15 protein-coding genes and 1 pseudogene are annotated in these 15,881 nt (G+C 37.2%); 2 read left to right on the top strand and 14 right to left on the bottom strand.

What is annotated here, in order from left to right; genetic code table 11:
* Window positions 1-13: 13 nt before the first annotated feature.
* Window positions 14-413 (bottom strand): annotated as a pseudogene (locus tag Q9Q86_RS00585) (hypothetical protein).
* Window positions 414-806: 393 nt separating this feature from the next.
* The gene (gene rpe, locus Q9Q86_RS00580) at window positions 807-1,493 is read right to left on the bottom strand and encodes a ribulose-phosphate 3-epimerase (RefSeq protein ID WP_004914382.1); all 687 of its coding nucleotides are present in this window, start codon (window positions 1,491-1,493) and stop codon (window positions 807-809) included.
* Window positions 1,494-1,674: 181 nt separating this feature from the next.
* On the opposite strand from rpe, the gene Q9Q86_RS00575 reads away from it, so the two are divergent.
* Entirely contained in the window at window positions 1,675-1,953 is a 279-nt protein-coding gene (locus Q9Q86_RS00575) for a DUF2218 domain-containing protein (RefSeq protein WP_042892920.1), read from the top strand.
* 28 nt (window positions 1,954-1,981) lie between these two features.
* On the opposite strand, the gene fghA is transcribed toward Q9Q86_RS00575, so the two are convergent.
* The 7 genes from fghA to Q9Q86_RS00540 all read right to left on the bottom strand — a co-directional run bounded on the left by fghA (window position 1,982) and on the right by Q9Q86_RS00540 (window position 8,092).
* Window positions 1,982-2,824, bottom strand: coding sequence for an S-formylglutathione hydrolase (fghA, locus tag Q9Q86_RS00570; protein WP_112987410.1), 843 nt, complete (start codon window positions 2,822-2,824; stop codon window positions 1,982-1,984).
* Window positions 2,793-4,238 carry a C13 family peptidase gene (locus tag Q9Q86_RS00565; RefSeq protein ID WP_004914392.1) on the bottom strand — a complete coding sequence of 482 codons (1,446 nt, stop codon included), beginning with the start codon at window positions 4,236-4,238 and terminating at the stop codon, window positions 2,793-2,795. Before Q9Q86_RS00565 ends, fghA begins: the two co-directional genes overlap by 32 nt.
* A gap of 211 nt (window positions 4,239-4,449) precedes the next feature.
* Complete coding sequence (locus tag Q9Q86_RS00560) at window positions 4,450-5,253, bottom strand: class I SAM-dependent methyltransferase (RefSeq protein ID WP_004914395.1); 804 nt, start codon at window positions 5,251-5,253, stop codon at window positions 4,450-4,452.
* Complete coding sequence (locus Q9Q86_RS00555) at window positions 5,253-6,074, bottom strand: undecaprenyl-diphosphate phosphatase (RefSeq protein ID WP_004914398.1); 822 nt, start codon at window positions 6,072-6,074, stop codon at window positions 5,253-5,255. The genes Q9Q86_RS00560 and Q9Q86_RS00555 overlap by 1 nt, the downstream gene beginning before the upstream one ends.
* An 8-nt stretch (window positions 6,075-6,082) precedes the next feature.
* Entirely contained in the window at window positions 6,083-6,775 is a 693-nt protein-coding gene (gene tsaB, locus Q9Q86_RS00550) for a tRNA (adenosine(37)-N6)-threonylcarbamoyltransferase complex dimerization subunit type 1 TsaB (RefSeq protein WP_112987409.1), read from the bottom strand.
* Window positions 6,776-6,918: 143 nt separating this feature from the next.
* The gene (locus Q9Q86_RS00545) at window positions 6,919-7,449 is read right to left on the bottom strand and encodes a gamma carbonic anhydrase family protein (RefSeq protein ID WP_042892928.1); all 531 of its coding nucleotides are present in this window, start codon (window positions 7,447-7,449) and stop codon (window positions 6,919-6,921) included.
* Between the two features lie 28 nt (window positions 7,450-7,477).
* Entirely contained in the window at window positions 7,478-8,092 is a 615-nt protein-coding gene (locus Q9Q86_RS00540; RefSeq protein ID WP_171293842.1) for a CoA pyrophosphatase, read from the bottom strand.
* A 127-nt stretch (window positions 8,093-8,219) separates the two neighbouring features.
* Here Q9Q86_RS00540 and Q9Q86_RS00535 point away from each other — a divergent pair, with 127 nt between their 5' ends.
* Window positions 8,220-8,768, top strand: a complete 549-nt coding sequence (locus Q9Q86_RS00535; RefSeq protein WP_112987408.1) for an NUDIX hydrolase — start codon at window positions 8,220-8,222, stop codon at window positions 8,766-8,768.
* 31 nt (window positions 8,769-8,799) lie between these two features.
* On the opposite strand, the gene Q9Q86_RS00530 is transcribed toward Q9Q86_RS00535, so the two are convergent.
* The 5 genes from Q9Q86_RS00530 to Q9Q86_RS00510 are packed head-to-tail and all read right to left on the bottom strand — an operon-like array spanning window position 8,800 to window position 15,647.
* Window positions 8,800-10,770 (bottom strand): hypothetical protein, encoded by a 1,971-nt coding sequence (locus Q9Q86_RS00530; protein ID WP_112987407.1) that lies wholly within the window; start codon window positions 10,768-10,770, stop codon window positions 8,800-8,802.
* A gap of 20 nt (window positions 10,771-10,790) precedes the next feature.
* A complete protein-coding gene (gene filE, locus Q9Q86_RS00525; protein ID WP_112987406.1) occupies window positions 10,791-11,987 on the bottom strand; it encodes a putative pilus assembly protein FilE in 1,197 nt (398 codons plus the stop codon).
* On the bottom strand, window positions 11,987-13,651 hold the full coding sequence (locus tag Q9Q86_RS00520; RefSeq protein WP_171293843.1) for an OmpP1/FadL family transporter: 1,665 nt from the start codon (window positions 13,649-13,651) through the stop codon (window positions 11,987-11,989). The genes filE and Q9Q86_RS00520 overlap by 1 nt, the downstream gene beginning before the upstream one ends.
* A gap of 12 nt (window positions 13,652-13,663) precedes the next feature.
* Window positions 13,664-14,782, bottom strand: coding sequence for a transporter (locus Q9Q86_RS00515; protein WP_112987404.1), 1,119 nt, complete (start codon window positions 14,780-14,782; stop codon window positions 13,664-13,666).
* Window positions 14,783-14,813: 31 nt separating this feature from the next.
* Window positions 14,814-15,647: a C39 family peptidase gene (locus Q9Q86_RS00510; protein ID WP_112987403.1), complete on the bottom strand. Its 834-nt coding sequence runs from the start codon at window positions 15,645-15,647 to the stop codon at window positions 14,814-14,816.
* Window positions 15,648-15,881 lie beyond the last annotated feature (234 nt).

Raw genomic sequence — 15,881 nt, 5'->3', positions numbered from 1 at the left:
AGTGGCTGATAGATTAGGCTTTGGGAGGACGAAGAATTTCTTGCCAATATCCAGCTAAGTGTCGAGCTTGGTATGCTGTTATTAGATGAATAGGTCGTTCAAAAACAGATAAAGCAGATAGTTCAGGTATATTTTGATCGAGTGTAAAACTCACCGTTTGACAATGTGATGGATGATTACAATCTTCACAATGTTGCTGATTTGGCACTTGTTGGTCATGACATTTAGTCATACTCGTCATGTCTTGATGTGCCATTTGCATTTGATGATGCTGTTCACTTTTCATTTGCATCTTGTGACACGGCATATCCTGAGTCGTTACAGTGGATTGCTCAGTATGAATTGCATGTACAGCTGCAATGGCGACATTACTCCCCCCCGATGAAAAATATCATCAGGAACACAAACCACATATGTTTGTATCTTTTGAGATGTAGCACTGAATATTCCTATCCACAGATCAGAATCTTTATCTATATTAAGCATAAGTTGTTTCATAGTTATGCACAATCATGTTTATGTTCAAATTATGCAATATTCAACAACTTTAAACAGAGTGATGCTGTTTTATTCTACAATATTTGCAAAAATCACTCATGAGTAAAAATAGAGCAAAATAAATAATTTAGCGCACAAAAAAAAGGACAAAAACTTGTCCTTTTTCGTTCAAACTGCTGTGAATATAAACAACTGAAATCATTTTGTTTATTTTAACAACATCTTATCCACTCGCTTATCAACACGGTTATCCACGTAGTTATAAACAAAGTTATCCACAGCCCAATGTATATAATAGGTTAAATAGACTAAATTTGTTTTGCACCAACTTTAGCCAACTCTGCACGCATTTGGTCGATCACTGTTTTGTAATCTGGCTGACCAAAAATTGCTGAACCAGCAACAAACATATCCGCCCCAGCTTCTGCTATTTCTCGAATATTTGCAGGTCCTACACCACCATCCACTTCTAAACGAATATCACGACCACTTGCATCAATAATTTGGCGTGCTTGGCGAAGTTTTTCTAATGTCATCGGAATAAATTTCTGCCCACCAAAACCAGGGTTTACACTCATTAATAAAATTTGGTCAACTTTGTCTAAAACATAATCAAGATAATGTAATGGTGTCGCAGGGTTGAAGACCAAACCTGCTTTTGCACCACCTGATTTAATCAACTGCAAAGAGCGATCAATATGATCTGTCGCTTCTGGGTGGAAAGTAATGATATCGGCACCTGCTTCTAAGAAGTCACCAATCATACGATCCACAGGAGAAACCATGAGGTGTACATCAATTGGTGCTTTGATACCGTAATTTTTTAATGCTTTACAAATACCTGCACCGAAGGTCAGATTCGGAACATAGTGATTATCCATCACATCAAAATGTACAACGTCTGCGCCTGCAGCTAGAACTTTTTCTACATCTTCACCTAAACGAGCAAAATCAGCAGATAAAATTGAAGGAGCAATGAGATAAGGCTTGGACATGGATAACCTGACAATGACGAAGGAATGATTCCGTGATTATAACAAATTCATACTGTTTAGGGCTGTTAGAAAGTGATTATTCGAGCATTGCAAACATGCAACACCACGTTGCAGAGTTACTATTTTTTTATCATTGGTTATTTGCTAAGGTAATTTTCGATACAAAAAATGAAGTCGTCTGATGAAGAGTACTACACAGATTGAAACAGTCGAAGGTAAACGAATCGCTAAACGTTTGCTCAATCACTGGAAACATAAATTTGAAGTTGAAGAAACTGAAATCTATTCAAAAATTTTGATGCCTACTGCAACGGTGACACTCACAGCACAACAGCAACACTTAGAGGTCATCATTGAAAATCAACAAGATGATGTCGAGCGACTAGAGCAAGTTGTAATAGATCATTTGAATCGAATGGCTCAGCAGGAATTCGCTGTCAATTGGACTCATCAAGAATAAGAAGCTCATAATGAGCTTCTTTCAAAGATTAAGCATTCTTTTCTAATTGAATAGCATGAAATTGCAAATGATCATCTATAAAGCTTTGAATAAAATAGTAACCATGATCATAGCCTTCATGCAAACGTAAAGTAATATGCTGGCCAGACTCTAAACAAGCTTGTTTAAATTTTTCAGGATTTAACTGCGCAAAGAATTGGTCTTCTAAACCTTGATCAATCAGAATTTCTTCAAATTGAGACCCTTTCTGCTGTACTAATGCTGTTGCATCGTGTTCTGCCCAACGTTGTTGATCCTGTCCTAAATATTGACTAAATGCCTTTTCACCCCAAGGACAAATACTTGGTGCGCAAATCGGTGCAAATGCCGAGACCGATCTAAAAAGTTCTGGGTACTTAAATGCTAATGTTAAGGCACCATGACCACCCATTGAGTGTCCAAAAACCCCAACCTGATTTTCAATGATTGGAAATTCTTGCAAAACATGAGCATAGAGTTCATCAACAATGTATGACTCCATTTGATAATGCTCAGCCCAAGGTTGTTGAATCGCATTAATATAAAAACCAGCACCCTGCCCAATATCCCAATGATCGCCTTGAGCAACGTGCTCTCCACGTGGAGATGTATCAGGAGTAATCAAAATAAGACTTAATCTTGCTGCCATGCGTTGTGCATGTGCTTTTATTGCAAATGTTTCTTCAGTACACGTAAGCCCTGCAAGATAAAAAAGCGCAGAACAAGGTTTGCCATCTAAAGCAGCTGGTGGGAGATAAACACCAACGCGGCTTGAGCCTTTGAGATGTTGTGATTCAAGTTGATAAATCCTTTGTTCACCTTCAAAACAACGATTTTTTTGCAGTAGCTGCATGTTGATCATCCTGTGTTTTTGTAATGTCTGTTGTTGTAATATTTTGAGTAGGGAATAAATATGGTTCTAATTGCGGCAGCATGAGTTCCATATTACGACCAATTGACCATTGTGGTTCAGATGGCTCAAAACCTTGTGCAGTTTCCCACTGTGTCACCGTTTGTTTGGCTTGTTCGAAGGCTTTTTTCATTGAAGACTGTTCACGCATCGCCAAATCAAAAAAAGCTCGACCGAAATAAGTATAATCTGCTTCATTATTACAGCCAAAAGAAGTCTTATCCGCTGCTGATGCGGTAATAATCAATGTTTCTGGAGACTGTAATGCAGGAATAAAACTTCCAGAATAACATGCAGAGATTACAATCACTCGCCAACGAATACCTGACTTATCCAGAGTTTCACGTAACCATTTTGGATCGACCTGACCTAATTCAAGTGGTGCATTTTCTAGTTCAAAATGATTTTTTTCACCATGTGATGTCATATAAAGAAATAAAACATCACTATCACGATTCATCTGTTGACCGATACGGCGCAAAGCAAGCTCGATACTTGTCTTTGAAGCTATTGGTACTTCTAAACGCGTGGCAGGGTTATTGACCAGCATGATAGAACGGTCGACAGTTCCAAAGCGTGTATCAAACTGCTCTTTTATACGCTCAACTTCAGATTTAAAAACATCCACATAACTATCACCTGCAACACCTAAAAAGTACCAGTGACTTTGGGCAATGTCGCCATATTGGATGTTATCTAATGCTTGTTGCAATAAATTGCTCTGAGCATAAAATGCTTCCTCTGAAAAGCTTGGCGGAGTTTCTTCGACTTTCCAAATCGGTTGATCTTTCACCGATAATTGCCAAACCACCATCGTTGCAATCGTTGCGATAAAAACGAGAGCTCGCTCCCACCAAGGCCAATTCAGCGCACGTGAGAACACCCAAATTACGGCTAAACTTTGCCAAACAAATAAAGCCACAAAGAATGGTGGTAAAAAACCATTATAGATACTATCAGGAATGAAGTTTAGATAACCATTTGATCCTAAATACTGAATCAAGCACTGTAAGAGCAAAATATTGGTATCAAGAACCAACCAGAGTAAAGCAGGCACTAACATCAACCGTGCTTGGTTCATCCGTTGAGATAGAAAAATCCCGACAATCAAGGCAATGAACGGCCAAAGCGCATAGCCAATGAGACCTTGAGGGTTAAAATCACCTACTTGACCAGCTACTAACCAACTATACAACGAGTTTGTACAGCCACCTAAAATCCCCCAAAGGATCAGCTGGGTGATAGAGGGATGAACCACTTGTAATGAACGGCGGGACCCGAGGAACAACCACATTCCAGCAATTTGGTTACTTTTGAAATCATGCCAGATATTAATGGAGGGTTTGAGATCTATCATAGAATTCTTCGGGAGTATCTCTTCTTAAGCCTAAACTAAAAAATATGCCAAACGTTATAGATTAAATGTCGCTTTTTCAAAATCGTTAATATATGCAACCGTAGTGTAAGCTTAGCAAGAATTTTTTAGCAATCATGCTTTTGAACTATATCACAAATTTTTACCGAGCATTGATCTAAGCCAAACAATCATCTGATAAAAAGACTCAAATTTAACCTTTTGGAAAATAAGCATCAAATCGACAAGCATCCCCTAACCATTGATGATGAGGATGTTGTTCAGCAAGATAAACTGCATGGCGTGGTCGTTTAACAATCACTCTTTTTGCAATTTTCTTAGCTAAATCGAGTAGTTGATCACCCAAATCCATTTCACCATCTTCGGGTAATAACATATGCAACAACTGCATTTGTTTTTTGACTTGTGCCTGTTTTTTTATCGCTTGCTGATTTTGATCACGCTGGGGAAACATCGGATCAAGATAAACAACATCTAGATATTCACCTTTTTGTGCTAACTCATTTAAATAGCAATTTGAGTCTGCATGTATAAGTTGAATGCGCTGCATAGTGGCTTGTAAAAAGGGATCTCTTTCCGCTTGTACCTTAGCATATTCGAGTAATACAAATAAAATCGGATGTCGCTCAATTAAGCGAACATTGGCACCCAAATGTGCCATAAGCAAGCTATCGTGTCCCAACCCTGCTGTAGCATCAATAAGTGTTGGTTTCTCTCCAAGTTGGCATGCCCTCGCTATCATTTCTGATTTTAAACTTGCTCTTTTTAAACGAGGAATTTCAGCACACCAATCGGGCTGCATTTTCATGCCACTTGCACTGAGACTTAAACCATCTTCATCCAATACCAATGCCATATCTGGATTCAAACGTAAAAATCTTGAGTTAATTTTCTCTACAACATGACCCTCAAGTTTTACATCTAGTTCAGCAAAACGAGCTTGAAGTTGCTGAAATGAGTGTTCATATTCTGCTTGATACCAACATATCATTCGCATTACCAATGCACCCAACCTGTCCACCATGTTGCAAGGATAAATACCCCAAAACCGATACGATAATACGCAAATGCCGTAAAATCGTGTTTAGAAACATATCGAATCAAGGCACGTATCACGATCAAAGCAGAAATAAAAGCAACTACAATCCCAACTGCAAGTACCGCTAAATCATTACTATGTAAATCATTTCGCATTTTATACATATCGAGTAAACCTGCACCCATCAATACAGGAATACCTAAGAAAAATGAAAATTCAGCGGCAGCTTTACGTGATATCCCTAAAAATAAAGAACCAATTATCGTTGAACCCGATCGTGAGGTACCAGGGATCAAAGCAAAACATTGAATTAACCCAATCAACGTTGCTTGTTTAAAAGTCAAATCATCCACTTCAGAACTGACAACTAAATGCTTGCGTCTTTCCGCCCAAAGAATAATAAAACCACCAACGATTAAAGCGATAGCAACAGTAATGGCATTAAATAAATAAGCTTTAACCACATCACCAAATGTTAATCCAATAATCACAATAGGAATTGAAGCAATAATTAAATTTAGGCTTAAACGTCGACCTTGCTCCTGACCTTTCATTGCTCCGATCAAAGCACCCCATAATTTGCCCCAATACTCATAAATAACTGCAGCAATCGCACCGATCTGAACTGCAACGGCAAACATATCTCTTTTTTCTACAGTCCAAAAATCTAGCAACTGTCCAGACAAAATAAGATGACCTGTACTTGAGATGGGTAAAAACTCTGTTATGCCCTCAACCAATCCCATTATGGCAGCTTTAAATAGCAATAAAAGATCCATAACTCACCTTAATTTGGTTTACCCTGATCAGCAATTTTTTTCCAAGCGTCATCACGTAAATAAACTGGCAAGGCATGTTCTGCGTCAACCCATTTTTGTTGAGTTGCATAAACTCTTGCGATGGTTGCGATATCGTGCGCAGTTGCTTTGATATCAGCAACAGTTTCATTCAACGCTTGGGAGTCATCTTTTTGCATAAACTCTATAAGAGTTGCACCTGAACCAATTGGTGTAAACTTACAGTATTCGCTAGCACGCTCATAAGCTAATAGTTTTTCTTCATCGATTGCTTGCATAATCCCAAACTGATCTAAGCTGTAATTCGCAATGTACACTTCTTGCATTCGTGCATCTAAAACAGCAGAAACTTGTTTCAAACCCGTTAATCGATATGCTGCTTGAGCTAAAGCTTGTAAAGTAGAAACAGGTATAACAGGCAAATCATGCGACCATGCTAAAGCTTGTGCAACTGCAGCATTGATGCGCACACCACTAAACGAACCAGGACCTCGGCTAAATGCAATTGCTGTTAAATCAGAAAGTTGTGTCTGTGTCTGAATTAAAGCCTGCTCTGTTAAAGGCAAAATGGTTTGAGTTTGTGCCTTTGTTCGCTCATCCAACTGAAAATAGAGTTCTTGTGTGTCATCAATTAGTGAAACTGAACACTGCTCATTTGCAGTTTCCAATGCAAGCAATTTCATGCAAAAACCTTGGTATAAAAGAGATGAAAAACGTCGAGTATCATACTCCACTCAGACATCATAGGCGAGCTGTTCTATTTTTATGGATACAAAAAAGCCAAGCATTCACTTGGCTGAGTTCATATCAATTGATCTAAAGTATTTTAGAAATTAAACGCTTCTAAATTTAGGAAGTTTTTAAAATGCTCAACATAATGTAAGGCACTCATTCGTAGTTTAACCGCACCTTCATCATCTACAGTTTTAACTATTTTACCAGGTGAACCCATTACGACAGAATTATCAGGGATCACTTTACCTTCTGGAATTAATGCATTCGCACCAATAATACAATTCTTACCAATCACAGCATTATTTAGAATCACCGCATTAATACCAATTAAAGAATTATCACCGATGGTACATCCATGTAACATCGCCTGATGGCCAATCGTAACGTATTCACCAATATTCAATTCAATACCAGCATCTGTATGCAAAACTGCATTCTCTTGAACATTCGAGTAATTACCGATTCGAATTAAACAGTTATCCGCCCTAACAACAGCACCAAACCAAACACTGACTTCACGCCCTAATTCTACCTGACCAATCACAGTTGCTGTCGGTGCAACCCAACCATCCCAAGGTTGTTGAAGTGCTTTAGGAGTAAATTCTTTATATTTGTACATCATTTTTAAAACTCTACTTTTCAAAGTGAAATTAAAACTTAGCTAGACCAAAGTTAGGTGGATTAACTAGAAATGGCCATTTTTTTTGATAGCCTAAACCGTATTGGAATAATGAAACGAGCATTCTTGCGGTGAGACCCCACACGACTTCGCTTTCAACTTGCATGCTTGGAAAATATAAAGATTGACGGGCTAATATAACTTCATAAGGTAAAGGAGGAGCATCGATTAACTGTTTTAATGGTACAAAGAAAATGCGATCAATTTCTGAGGGCTGTGCAATAAGGTTTACTTCCGCAGGGATTAAGCCAACAATTGGTTTAACGGACAATCCACTCCGCGCTCTTTGAATCGGCAAATCACCCAATAATTTAACATCGAAAGGATTTAGTGCGGTTTCCTCTTGAGCCTCACGTAAAGCAACAACAATATTACTGGTATCGCTAGGATCACGTTTACCACCAGGAAAAGATACCTCACCTGCATGTTGAGATAAATGAATTGAACGACGTGTCAATAAAACTCTAGGCTGAGTCTCCTGCGTAATTGCAATTAAGACTGCTGCATCAGCTTGTTGAATTCGTTTGGAAAATCGCAACCGTTGTTCTAATAGCTGTATTAACGATGCCTCTTCCATGCTACTCATCCCTCTTTGAATGCTTTTCTTATCCACCAACATCATAGCCGAAATTTTACTGAGGAACATAGCTGATCCTAATGCGAATTCATAAAAATTCAGTTATGCTGAGTTATCTCTAGGATTGATGATAATTATGAGCTTTTGTGTAGCGTGTGGACATCAAACTGAAGCAAAAATTCCATTAGGTGATCATAAAACACGTCTTGTATGTACAAATTGTGGCAATATTCATTATGAAAATCCCAAGGTTATTTGTGGTGCTTTAGCCCTATGGGATGACAAAGTTTTACTGTGTCGACGAGCAATTGAACCGCGCTATGGGTTATGGACCTTACCTGCTGGTTACATGGAATTATTTGAAACCATGGAACAAGGTGCAGCTCGTGAAACACGTGAAGAAGCGGAAGCTGAAGTTGAAATAGAACAACTTTATTGTATGTACAATATTCCGCGTATTGGACAGATATACGTATTATTCAAAGCACATATTAAACAAGGTTTCTTTGGAGCAGGTGAAGAAAGTATTGAATGTCGTTTATTTGAAGAGCATGAAATTCCATGGTCTGAACTTGCATTTCCAAGCGTTGAACAAACATTGAAACACTATTTTTCTGATCGTAAATCAGACACATTCCCAACTCATCTAGAAACGTTGGGTACTCGTTTAGACCATACAGGTTAAAAAAAGACCGCTTAACGCGGTCTTTTTTATATTACGACTTAACTTTAATTGCCTTACATGCTGGGATAGATTGATCTGCAATCTTAATACTTACCGAACCAGAGAAACGTTTCGCTAATTCACGTTCTTCTGCTGTAGGAGCTACGTATTTATTTTTTTCCTCTGTGGTCAAATCATCATATAAACGATTATATACATCTACAAAATATGCATAAGTATTTGACCATGTCACTGTATTATTTGAGAAATTCGTTAAATTAATGCCCGTTGCTTGACCTGCAAGAAGGTTATTGATATTGATTTTCGCCCCAGTGCCTGCAGTTACGTTCAAGCCAAACATTACTCCATTGATATTTCCAAACTTAGGATTAGACAATATCGCTCTCACACTGATTGATTTATCATTCGTTGAAAATAATGTCGCTCCCGTTGTACCAATTCGGAACTGTTTTTGATCATTACTATCTGTGATTGAACCATCACTATTCACTGTCTTCACGCTGCCACAAATACCAGACATATCTGTAGCTGTTGAATTCGCTTTGATATCTGTACGTATATCACCATTTTCATCAATGACAATTCCTAAATCAACTGGAGCTAGGTTTGCTTCATTGCTGAATCTGAATGTTAAAGTAGCATACAAAGGGAAGATATATTGCTGATTTGATGCAACATTATTTCTAGTTTTAAAAATGTCTTTAGCTAAATAACTCGAAGGGTTAATCTTAACAATATCAACAGTTCCATTATAGTTAGTACTTGATATAGATTGTTTCCATAAACCAAGATGAGTTGTGTCAACGGTATCCGTATCCTTGGCTTTAATTAATTGTTTATAAAAGCTAGTTGTGCCAGGAATAGTATTTCTATTGATTAATTTACCTTGATTTATTAATAAATCTTCTGCTGAATTATTTTCAGAAATTTTAAAACGTAAAGGTTTATTGGTATTTACTTGCATATTGATTGTGTTCAGCCAATCATTTTGCGCATCAACCTGTAATTTAATTGGTTTTACCTTTGTAATCAAGGTAATTGGTGCAACAACCAACCCATTCGTTATAGTTGCAGCTCCCTTCCATTGTTGACCATTACCGATTGTATATCCCTGTCTATCAGATAATAGAAAAAAACTTCCCATTGAATGCAATAGATTAGTGTCATTATCTACGCATTTTGAAGTCAATTCTTTATTACAACCGAAGAACCCATCTGGGCGGAAATTATTAACACTTGTACTTTCACCACCAGCTTTATATGCCGGTAAATCAGCTTGCCAAACACCCGTGTTAACCAAGTTTAAAAGACGAATTAATAGAGCATAAGCTTGATCATCAGAAACTTTTGATACATCTAACCAGGGTTGTAAAAGCGTAATGTATTCACCAGACAATAATTCATTAACACCAATATCTTTAGTGACATTCACTAATAAATCTTTCTTCTCTTCAGTAAATTCTATCGGTTGTATATCTCCAACTACATTGTCATTTCTTTCAACGCCCAGACTATGCATAATTCGAATCAGCGCAACAGCAACTCGAATAGTTTCATCATTTTTATCAAGAGAATTTGGCATCTTGCCAGTTAATGCCGTAGCGAAATCTATTACTCGAATATGTGGAAGAGTTGCTGTTTTTAACTTAGAAATCGTATCTAACTTAATCGTACCAAGGTTGATTTTTCGAGCTGAAGAACCTTGAATATAAAAACTTGCTTCATCCCCTAGCTTACATGCTCCAGTAACAATATTACCGTCTAATTTAGTCGCAAAATGATTGATTTTATCCGTACTACAATCAAAATTTATTCCAGAAACAGGATAATCAAGCACAAATTTCAGACAATCACTTGCTGACACGTCACAACTTGTATTAGATGTAACACCATCAACGCCTTGGTTTGGATCTTCATTTATTTTAGCACTTTCACCACCACAAGCTGTCATCATTGCAGCAATTATAGATAGGCTTAATGGTAATATCGTTTTTTTATTCATACTAAAATTCATCCTAATATTTACTGTATAACAGAGATTTTTATCTGTCCTTGATTTGAAAGCTCTTGTTCTGGTACATCAACTGCTGAGGCTAATGGTGTCATCATTACATAGTGTGCTGTTTCTGGGACACGCAATACACCTTGAATAGCAGCATGCTTGAATGTTGTTTCATGTACAGTTTCATTTTTGAAACCACTAACACCTTCTTGGATACAACCTTTTTTATCTAAGAAGATAACAAGTGGCCAATAATACACTGGTTTATTATTACTGGAGGCATAGGAATCAATCTGAATATATGTAATCGGATTGCCTAGTTCAACTAATTCGTATTCAAATTTCTCTTTTAGAGGTTTTCTTGGCCATAAACCAATATCTTTATTAAGACTAAGCTTTTTAATTGATTTTGTATAATTTTCAACAAAACAACGATCTTCTTCAAATGCTAATGCTAAGTCTTCTGGTGTTAATCTTACATAATTTGTAGAAAGTGTAATCGCTTTACTCGACTCCATTGGGCGGCTCATTATGCGATCCAACATTGAGCGACTAACCCCTTTTTTACGCTCAATAGTTTCTAAACGTCCACTCCCATCAGGCATAGTATAAAAACGCTTTTTCCCTTCTAGATTAAATTCTTGGCCTTCTAAATATTCATTATTTACATATGACACACCATCTATACTGGTAAAACCATCTTTTTGCTGTGCAGATGTATTGGACTCTTTTTTCAGTTCTTTATTATTGATTGGAGTAACAACTTTTGAATCTTTTTCTTTTTGATTTATATCTTTAGTCTTTTGTTGTTTAGATTCTAATGTTTGAACAGATTTCAATTCTTGTGACAATGGAATCTCAATTGTAAGTGTCTTTTGGGACTCAACATTTTGCTCAACAATTGCTGGTTCAATCTTTTCTATTTTACGCGTATTACTTATGTCACTCTGGATATTTCTATTTTGAGAGTTAGACAGTTTTACTGGCGTTTCGACTTTATTTTCAATAATTTTATTGGGTAAGGTCGATTCTTTCTCAATATTTCTAACCTGAGATTGAAGTTGTTGTGAGGTATCCTTTTTAGGCACAATCATTGGGCGTCCATCTGGGCCAATGATTGTATAGAACCCATCTGCATACACATTTTGTCCAGACACTATGCTAATACCAATCATTAGCATAGCGTATTTAGACATTTGAATATTTTTCTTAAGCATTACCATCTAGTTCTATAATTAATACCAAGTAAAGTGACTTTGGTATTTGTTTTAATATCTAAACCTGCGTACGGATTCAGTAAGATATTATCTACACCCGTTTTGTTCGCAAGGCTACTTGTATTGGCTGGAATATCATCACGACTACGTAAGAAACCAATAGATAAATCTAAATCTGTATCTTGATCAAAGCGATAGCCTACACCAAGCCCAAACAATTGTGCATTGTTGATCGGAACCATTGTATTTCGCTTATCATCAGGAATTGAACTTGTCCGTGGTTCATAACCGATACGTAGCTTTAAACGATCCGTGGCAGAATATTCAAAACCAATACCCCAACTCCACGAAGATTGGAAATTTAAAGGTAATGCTAATGAACGATCAGTAACATCATTACTTAATAACTTCGCCACTTTCAATAAAGAAATTTGTCGATCAAATTCAAACTTAAATTTATCCCAAGCAGAAAAATCAGTCCAACCAATATCAAAATTCATTTGTAAATCTGGAAAGATTTTATATTTAATCCCTGCTTTAAAGTGCTGTGGGTATTTAAAATCCATCGCAACTAAACCAGACTCTACATTAGGAACAAATCCAGGCAATCCTAAAATTGCAGCAAGAATTTGTCCTGTAGCTGAAGAGTTTAGTCCAGCGATTAGCTCTTGAGAAGCGTTCGCATTATTTATAAGATACTTGCCTTTTAGACGCATTTTAGCTTCACTTTGGTACACCATACCAAAACTAAAATCATCCGTAGGTTCCCAGAGTAAACCTAGGTTGTAACTTGGGCTCAAAGACTGTTCTAAAGATACATCTAAAGCACCTAACTTATTAAAAGGGTTCATCCCTTCATTAGTATTACAAATACCAAATAAAAGAAGATCTGTAATGATATCACCATTATCTTTAAATGGTGCACAGACAACTTCATCAACCATTCGCAATACACCGATCATTTCGTTTGGAAAACGCAAATCGGTTTTCATTGCAATCGCTTGATAAGACATACCAAAAGAGGCACCTATCGCCAAGTGATCATTCACTTGATATCCGAATGAAGGAGAAAGATAGGTAATACGTTCTAAAGCGACCTGTTGTCCCATGAAATTACTTGGATTTCCATCCTCTGCACCAAATCCAGCAACTAGTGGTGCGTAAACTGCTGTTGCATAAGTAACTTTAGAGCCAGGTGGTTTATAGGCTATACCCGCAGTCGGAGCTGCTAAAGGAGCATTAGGCCCAAGATCCACAATTTTCTTGAGTACTGGAACATAAATACTGGCGTATTCTACGTCACCAGAAACAGTACCTTTAAAGTCTGTACAGATGCCTGTATCAACCTCAGGTCCATCATTACAAACTAAGGGATCATCTGAATAACCAAAGACATTATAACCAGCGGGCGCTGTATAATCTCTTTTGATCGCAAAATTCGCAAGAATACCTTGTACATCAGTTTGCAAACCATCGATTTTAGCGAGAGCAGCTGGGTTAAAATGAACGGCACTAATACCTGGTGGATCTGCGGTAACAGCATTTCCAAGTGACAAAGACCTAAGATCTACAGATAAGTCTTGACCCAATTCTGCATGAGTAAAATTCGAGAGTCCCGCGACTAGGATACCAATCGTTAAAGGACATAACTTAGGATATTTCACCATTGTGTCTCCTTAACGTAGTTTTTTACCAAAACCAATAATATCTAATGGGAAAGACAGACCTAAAGAAACATCAGGTGCATCTTCTGTTAAGCCAATACCCACTGTTCCATTCACGATTGTTTCTGGAGATACACGAACACCCAAAGCGAATGAAAGTGTAGAACTACTTTGATCAGCAGATTTAAAACTCTCATCATTTTTGAAATAGAATTTTGAACCAGTATTGAAACTTTGCTGATAAGACATTGTTAAGGAAACATCATAGTTAAAAGAATAAGCAAAGCCAAAAGAAAATCCACCACTTAGACCTGGATCAAAACTTTCTAAGGTACGACTACCACGTAGTTGGTTTAGACCTGTCTCTTTGAGACCATAATTGGCTGAAACTGATGTAAATAAAACAACTGGATCAATATATTTACGTGTACTAGCACCAACTCCTACAGAGTAGTAGCCCTTACCTGTTGATAACTCATCAATTCCAATTTCATATGGGCTATCACCCGTTTTGGTCGATAAACTACCAAATAAAACTAAAGGTAGTCGCCCTTGTCTAAGTGGAAAAGGTTCCCAACGTGCACCAAATGATAAATCCCCTAGACCAGCTGCGGTTTCATCCTGTAATAAATCTTTTTTTGCTACAAATGGTAATGATGCAGACAATGTAACATTGTCAAGTAAGCCATATTGAACTGTAAAAGTATTGGTTAATGTATGATTTGCATCTTCTTCAACACGAAGCCGAGCTAAAGTACTCGTACTATCATCAGTCGCTAAGTCAAGGCGACTATCGCGATAATAGGTATAGTCAATATCATAATAAGATGAGAAAACACCTTTTTTGATTAAAGAATACTGACGTTCATTTGAAGTGAATACTTCTTGTAAATTAGTTTCCTTAGTTGCATCACCTTCTTGCTTCTGCAAAGCATTTGCAGCTTCACTTGCATCATTTGCAGGAGTGGTAGATGTAGCTACAGCTACAGCTGGTGAACTTTGTGTTGCCGACTCATTGATTTGAGTCTGTTCTACATTCGCAACTTCAGTTTGGTCTTCAGCATAAAGGGTCGTCGCTATAGCACTTAAACTTAATGCTAATACACTCACATTCATCCATTGATTGTTCATTATGACATCCTACATCTATTAAATTCTGAGATTATTTACGCTTATAGTACATACGCATGTATGTAGTGATCGGTTTATTGTAGTTCTCTGAGTTTGGATCAGCATCAAGTACCCTACGCATTGTAGAGGCTTTATCAGCAAGTTTCTCAAACTTTTGCGTAGGGAATTGAATTTCAGCCAAAGCATATCGATTGACTGTAGCATCATCTACGTGGCGCATATCTTCATCTTTTAATGCAAATAGATTTTTGCGATATTGCTCAGGAACATCTACGATAAATAAGGTATTGTTATCCCATACTTCTCGAAATCGAGTTTCATCAAAACTTATATTTCCAAGAGCTGGATCTGCAACATACACGCGCCCATCTTTATAAGCTTTATAAACAACAAAATGTTTAAATCCTGCATAAGTTATCGGGACAATAGCTGGTTGCTTTAAAGCTGCTAAATCAGAGAATTCGCCACGATATCCGCCACTATTTAGACCTAATGCTGTTACAAATCGCTTCATATCTAAAAGAGAGAAACTTCTTCTTTCAATGATTCGTTGATATTCACCGTATTGAAGTAGACCACTCATCGTCTGCTGCTCTGTGAGCTTTAGACCACCGTACCCATTTAAAAGTGTCGTCAATGCCGCCGAACCGCAACTATAGTCATATGCTTGACGTACGATGCCTCGAAACTGATCTTCAACTGCTGGTTTTATAACAACCGCTTCTCGATGATTACGAGTAAATGAAGAATTCCTAGAATCTAAAGTTTCAGTATAATAAACTGTTCCTTCAGGTTTTTTTTCTATTTCAAAGGCTTGCGTTGTAAAGTAATACATCAATGCAGAGCCTAGAGCTATCTCTAACATAATTCTCTTTTCTTAACAGCGGCATGATTTGCCTTATTCATTTTATTCTTAGCGTCACTGACACTACTTCCCTGTGTGATGAAGATACCGTTTTTTATAAAAAAAAACAGCTTTTTTTTAGCTTTTTTTGATGAAATGTTATTTCTTTTACATATCTTCGTGTATTTCAAAGAAAATATGTAACGGCCTCACTTTCAAATAGAAAATTAATATCTAGCTTAAAACCACTTTTCT

Origin of the sequence: Acinetobacter sp. A22 (assembly GCF_030913345.1) — a bacterium.
Taxonomy (GTDB): Bacteria; Pseudomonadota; Gammaproteobacteria; order Pseudomonadales; family Moraxellaceae; genus Acinetobacter; species Acinetobacter junii.
This window is presented reverse-complemented; position numbering and strand designations above follow the sequence as displayed.

Bases quoted from the DNA above. Each gene is read 5' to 3' on its own strand.
- fghA (WP_112987410.1), bottom strand. From the start codon at position 2,824: ATGCAGCTACTGCAAAAAAATCGTTGTTTTGAAGGTGAACAAAGGATT.
- filE (WP_112987406.1), bottom strand. From the start codon at position 11,987: ATGCTTAAGAAAAATATTCAAATGTCTAAATACGCTATGCTAATGATT.
- Q9Q86_RS00535 (WP_112987408.1), top strand. From the start codon at position 8,220: ATGAGCTTTTGTGTAGCGTGTGGACATCAAACTGAAGCAAAAATTCCA.
- Q9Q86_RS00565 (WP_004914392.1), bottom strand. From the start codon at position 4,238: ATGATAGATCTCAAACCCTCCATTAATATCTGGCATGATTTCAAAAGT.
- rpe (WP_004914382.1), bottom strand. From the start codon at position 1,493: ATGTCCAAGCCTTATCTCATTGCTCCTTCAATTTTATCTGCTGATTTT.
- Q9Q86_RS00515 (WP_112987404.1), bottom strand. From the start codon at position 14,782: ATGAACAATCAATGGATGAATGTGAGTGTATTAGCATTAAGTTTAAGT.
- Q9Q86_RS00575 (WP_042892920.1), top strand. From the start codon at position 1,675: ATGAAGAGTACTACACAGATTGAAACAGTCGAAGGTAAACGAATCGCT.
- Q9Q86_RS00555 (WP_004914398.1), bottom strand. From the start codon at position 6,074: ATGGATCTTTTATTGCTATTTAAAGCTGCCATAATGGGATTGGTTGAG.
- Q9Q86_RS00560 (WP_004914395.1), bottom strand. From the start codon at position 5,253: ATGCGAATGATATGTTGGTATCAAGCAGAATATGAACACTCATTTCAG.
- Q9Q86_RS00545 (WP_042892928.1), bottom strand. From the start codon at position 7,449: ATGATGTACAAATATAAAGAATTTACTCCTAAAGCACTTCAACAACCT.
- Q9Q86_RS00530 (WP_112987407.1), bottom strand. From the start codon at position 10,770: ATGAATAAAAAAACGATATTACCATTAAGCCTATCTATAATTGCTGCA.
- tsaB (WP_112987409.1), bottom strand. From the start codon at position 6,775: ATGAAATTGCTTGCATTGGAAACTGCAAATGAGCAGTGTTCAGTTTCA.
- Q9Q86_RS00540 (WP_171293842.1), bottom strand. From the start codon at position 8,092: ATGAGTAGCATGGAAGAGGCATCGTTAATACAGCTATTAGAACAACGG.
- Q9Q86_RS00510 (WP_112987403.1), bottom strand. From the start codon at position 15,647: ATGTTAGAGATAGCTCTAGGCTCTGCATTGATGTATTACTTTACAACG.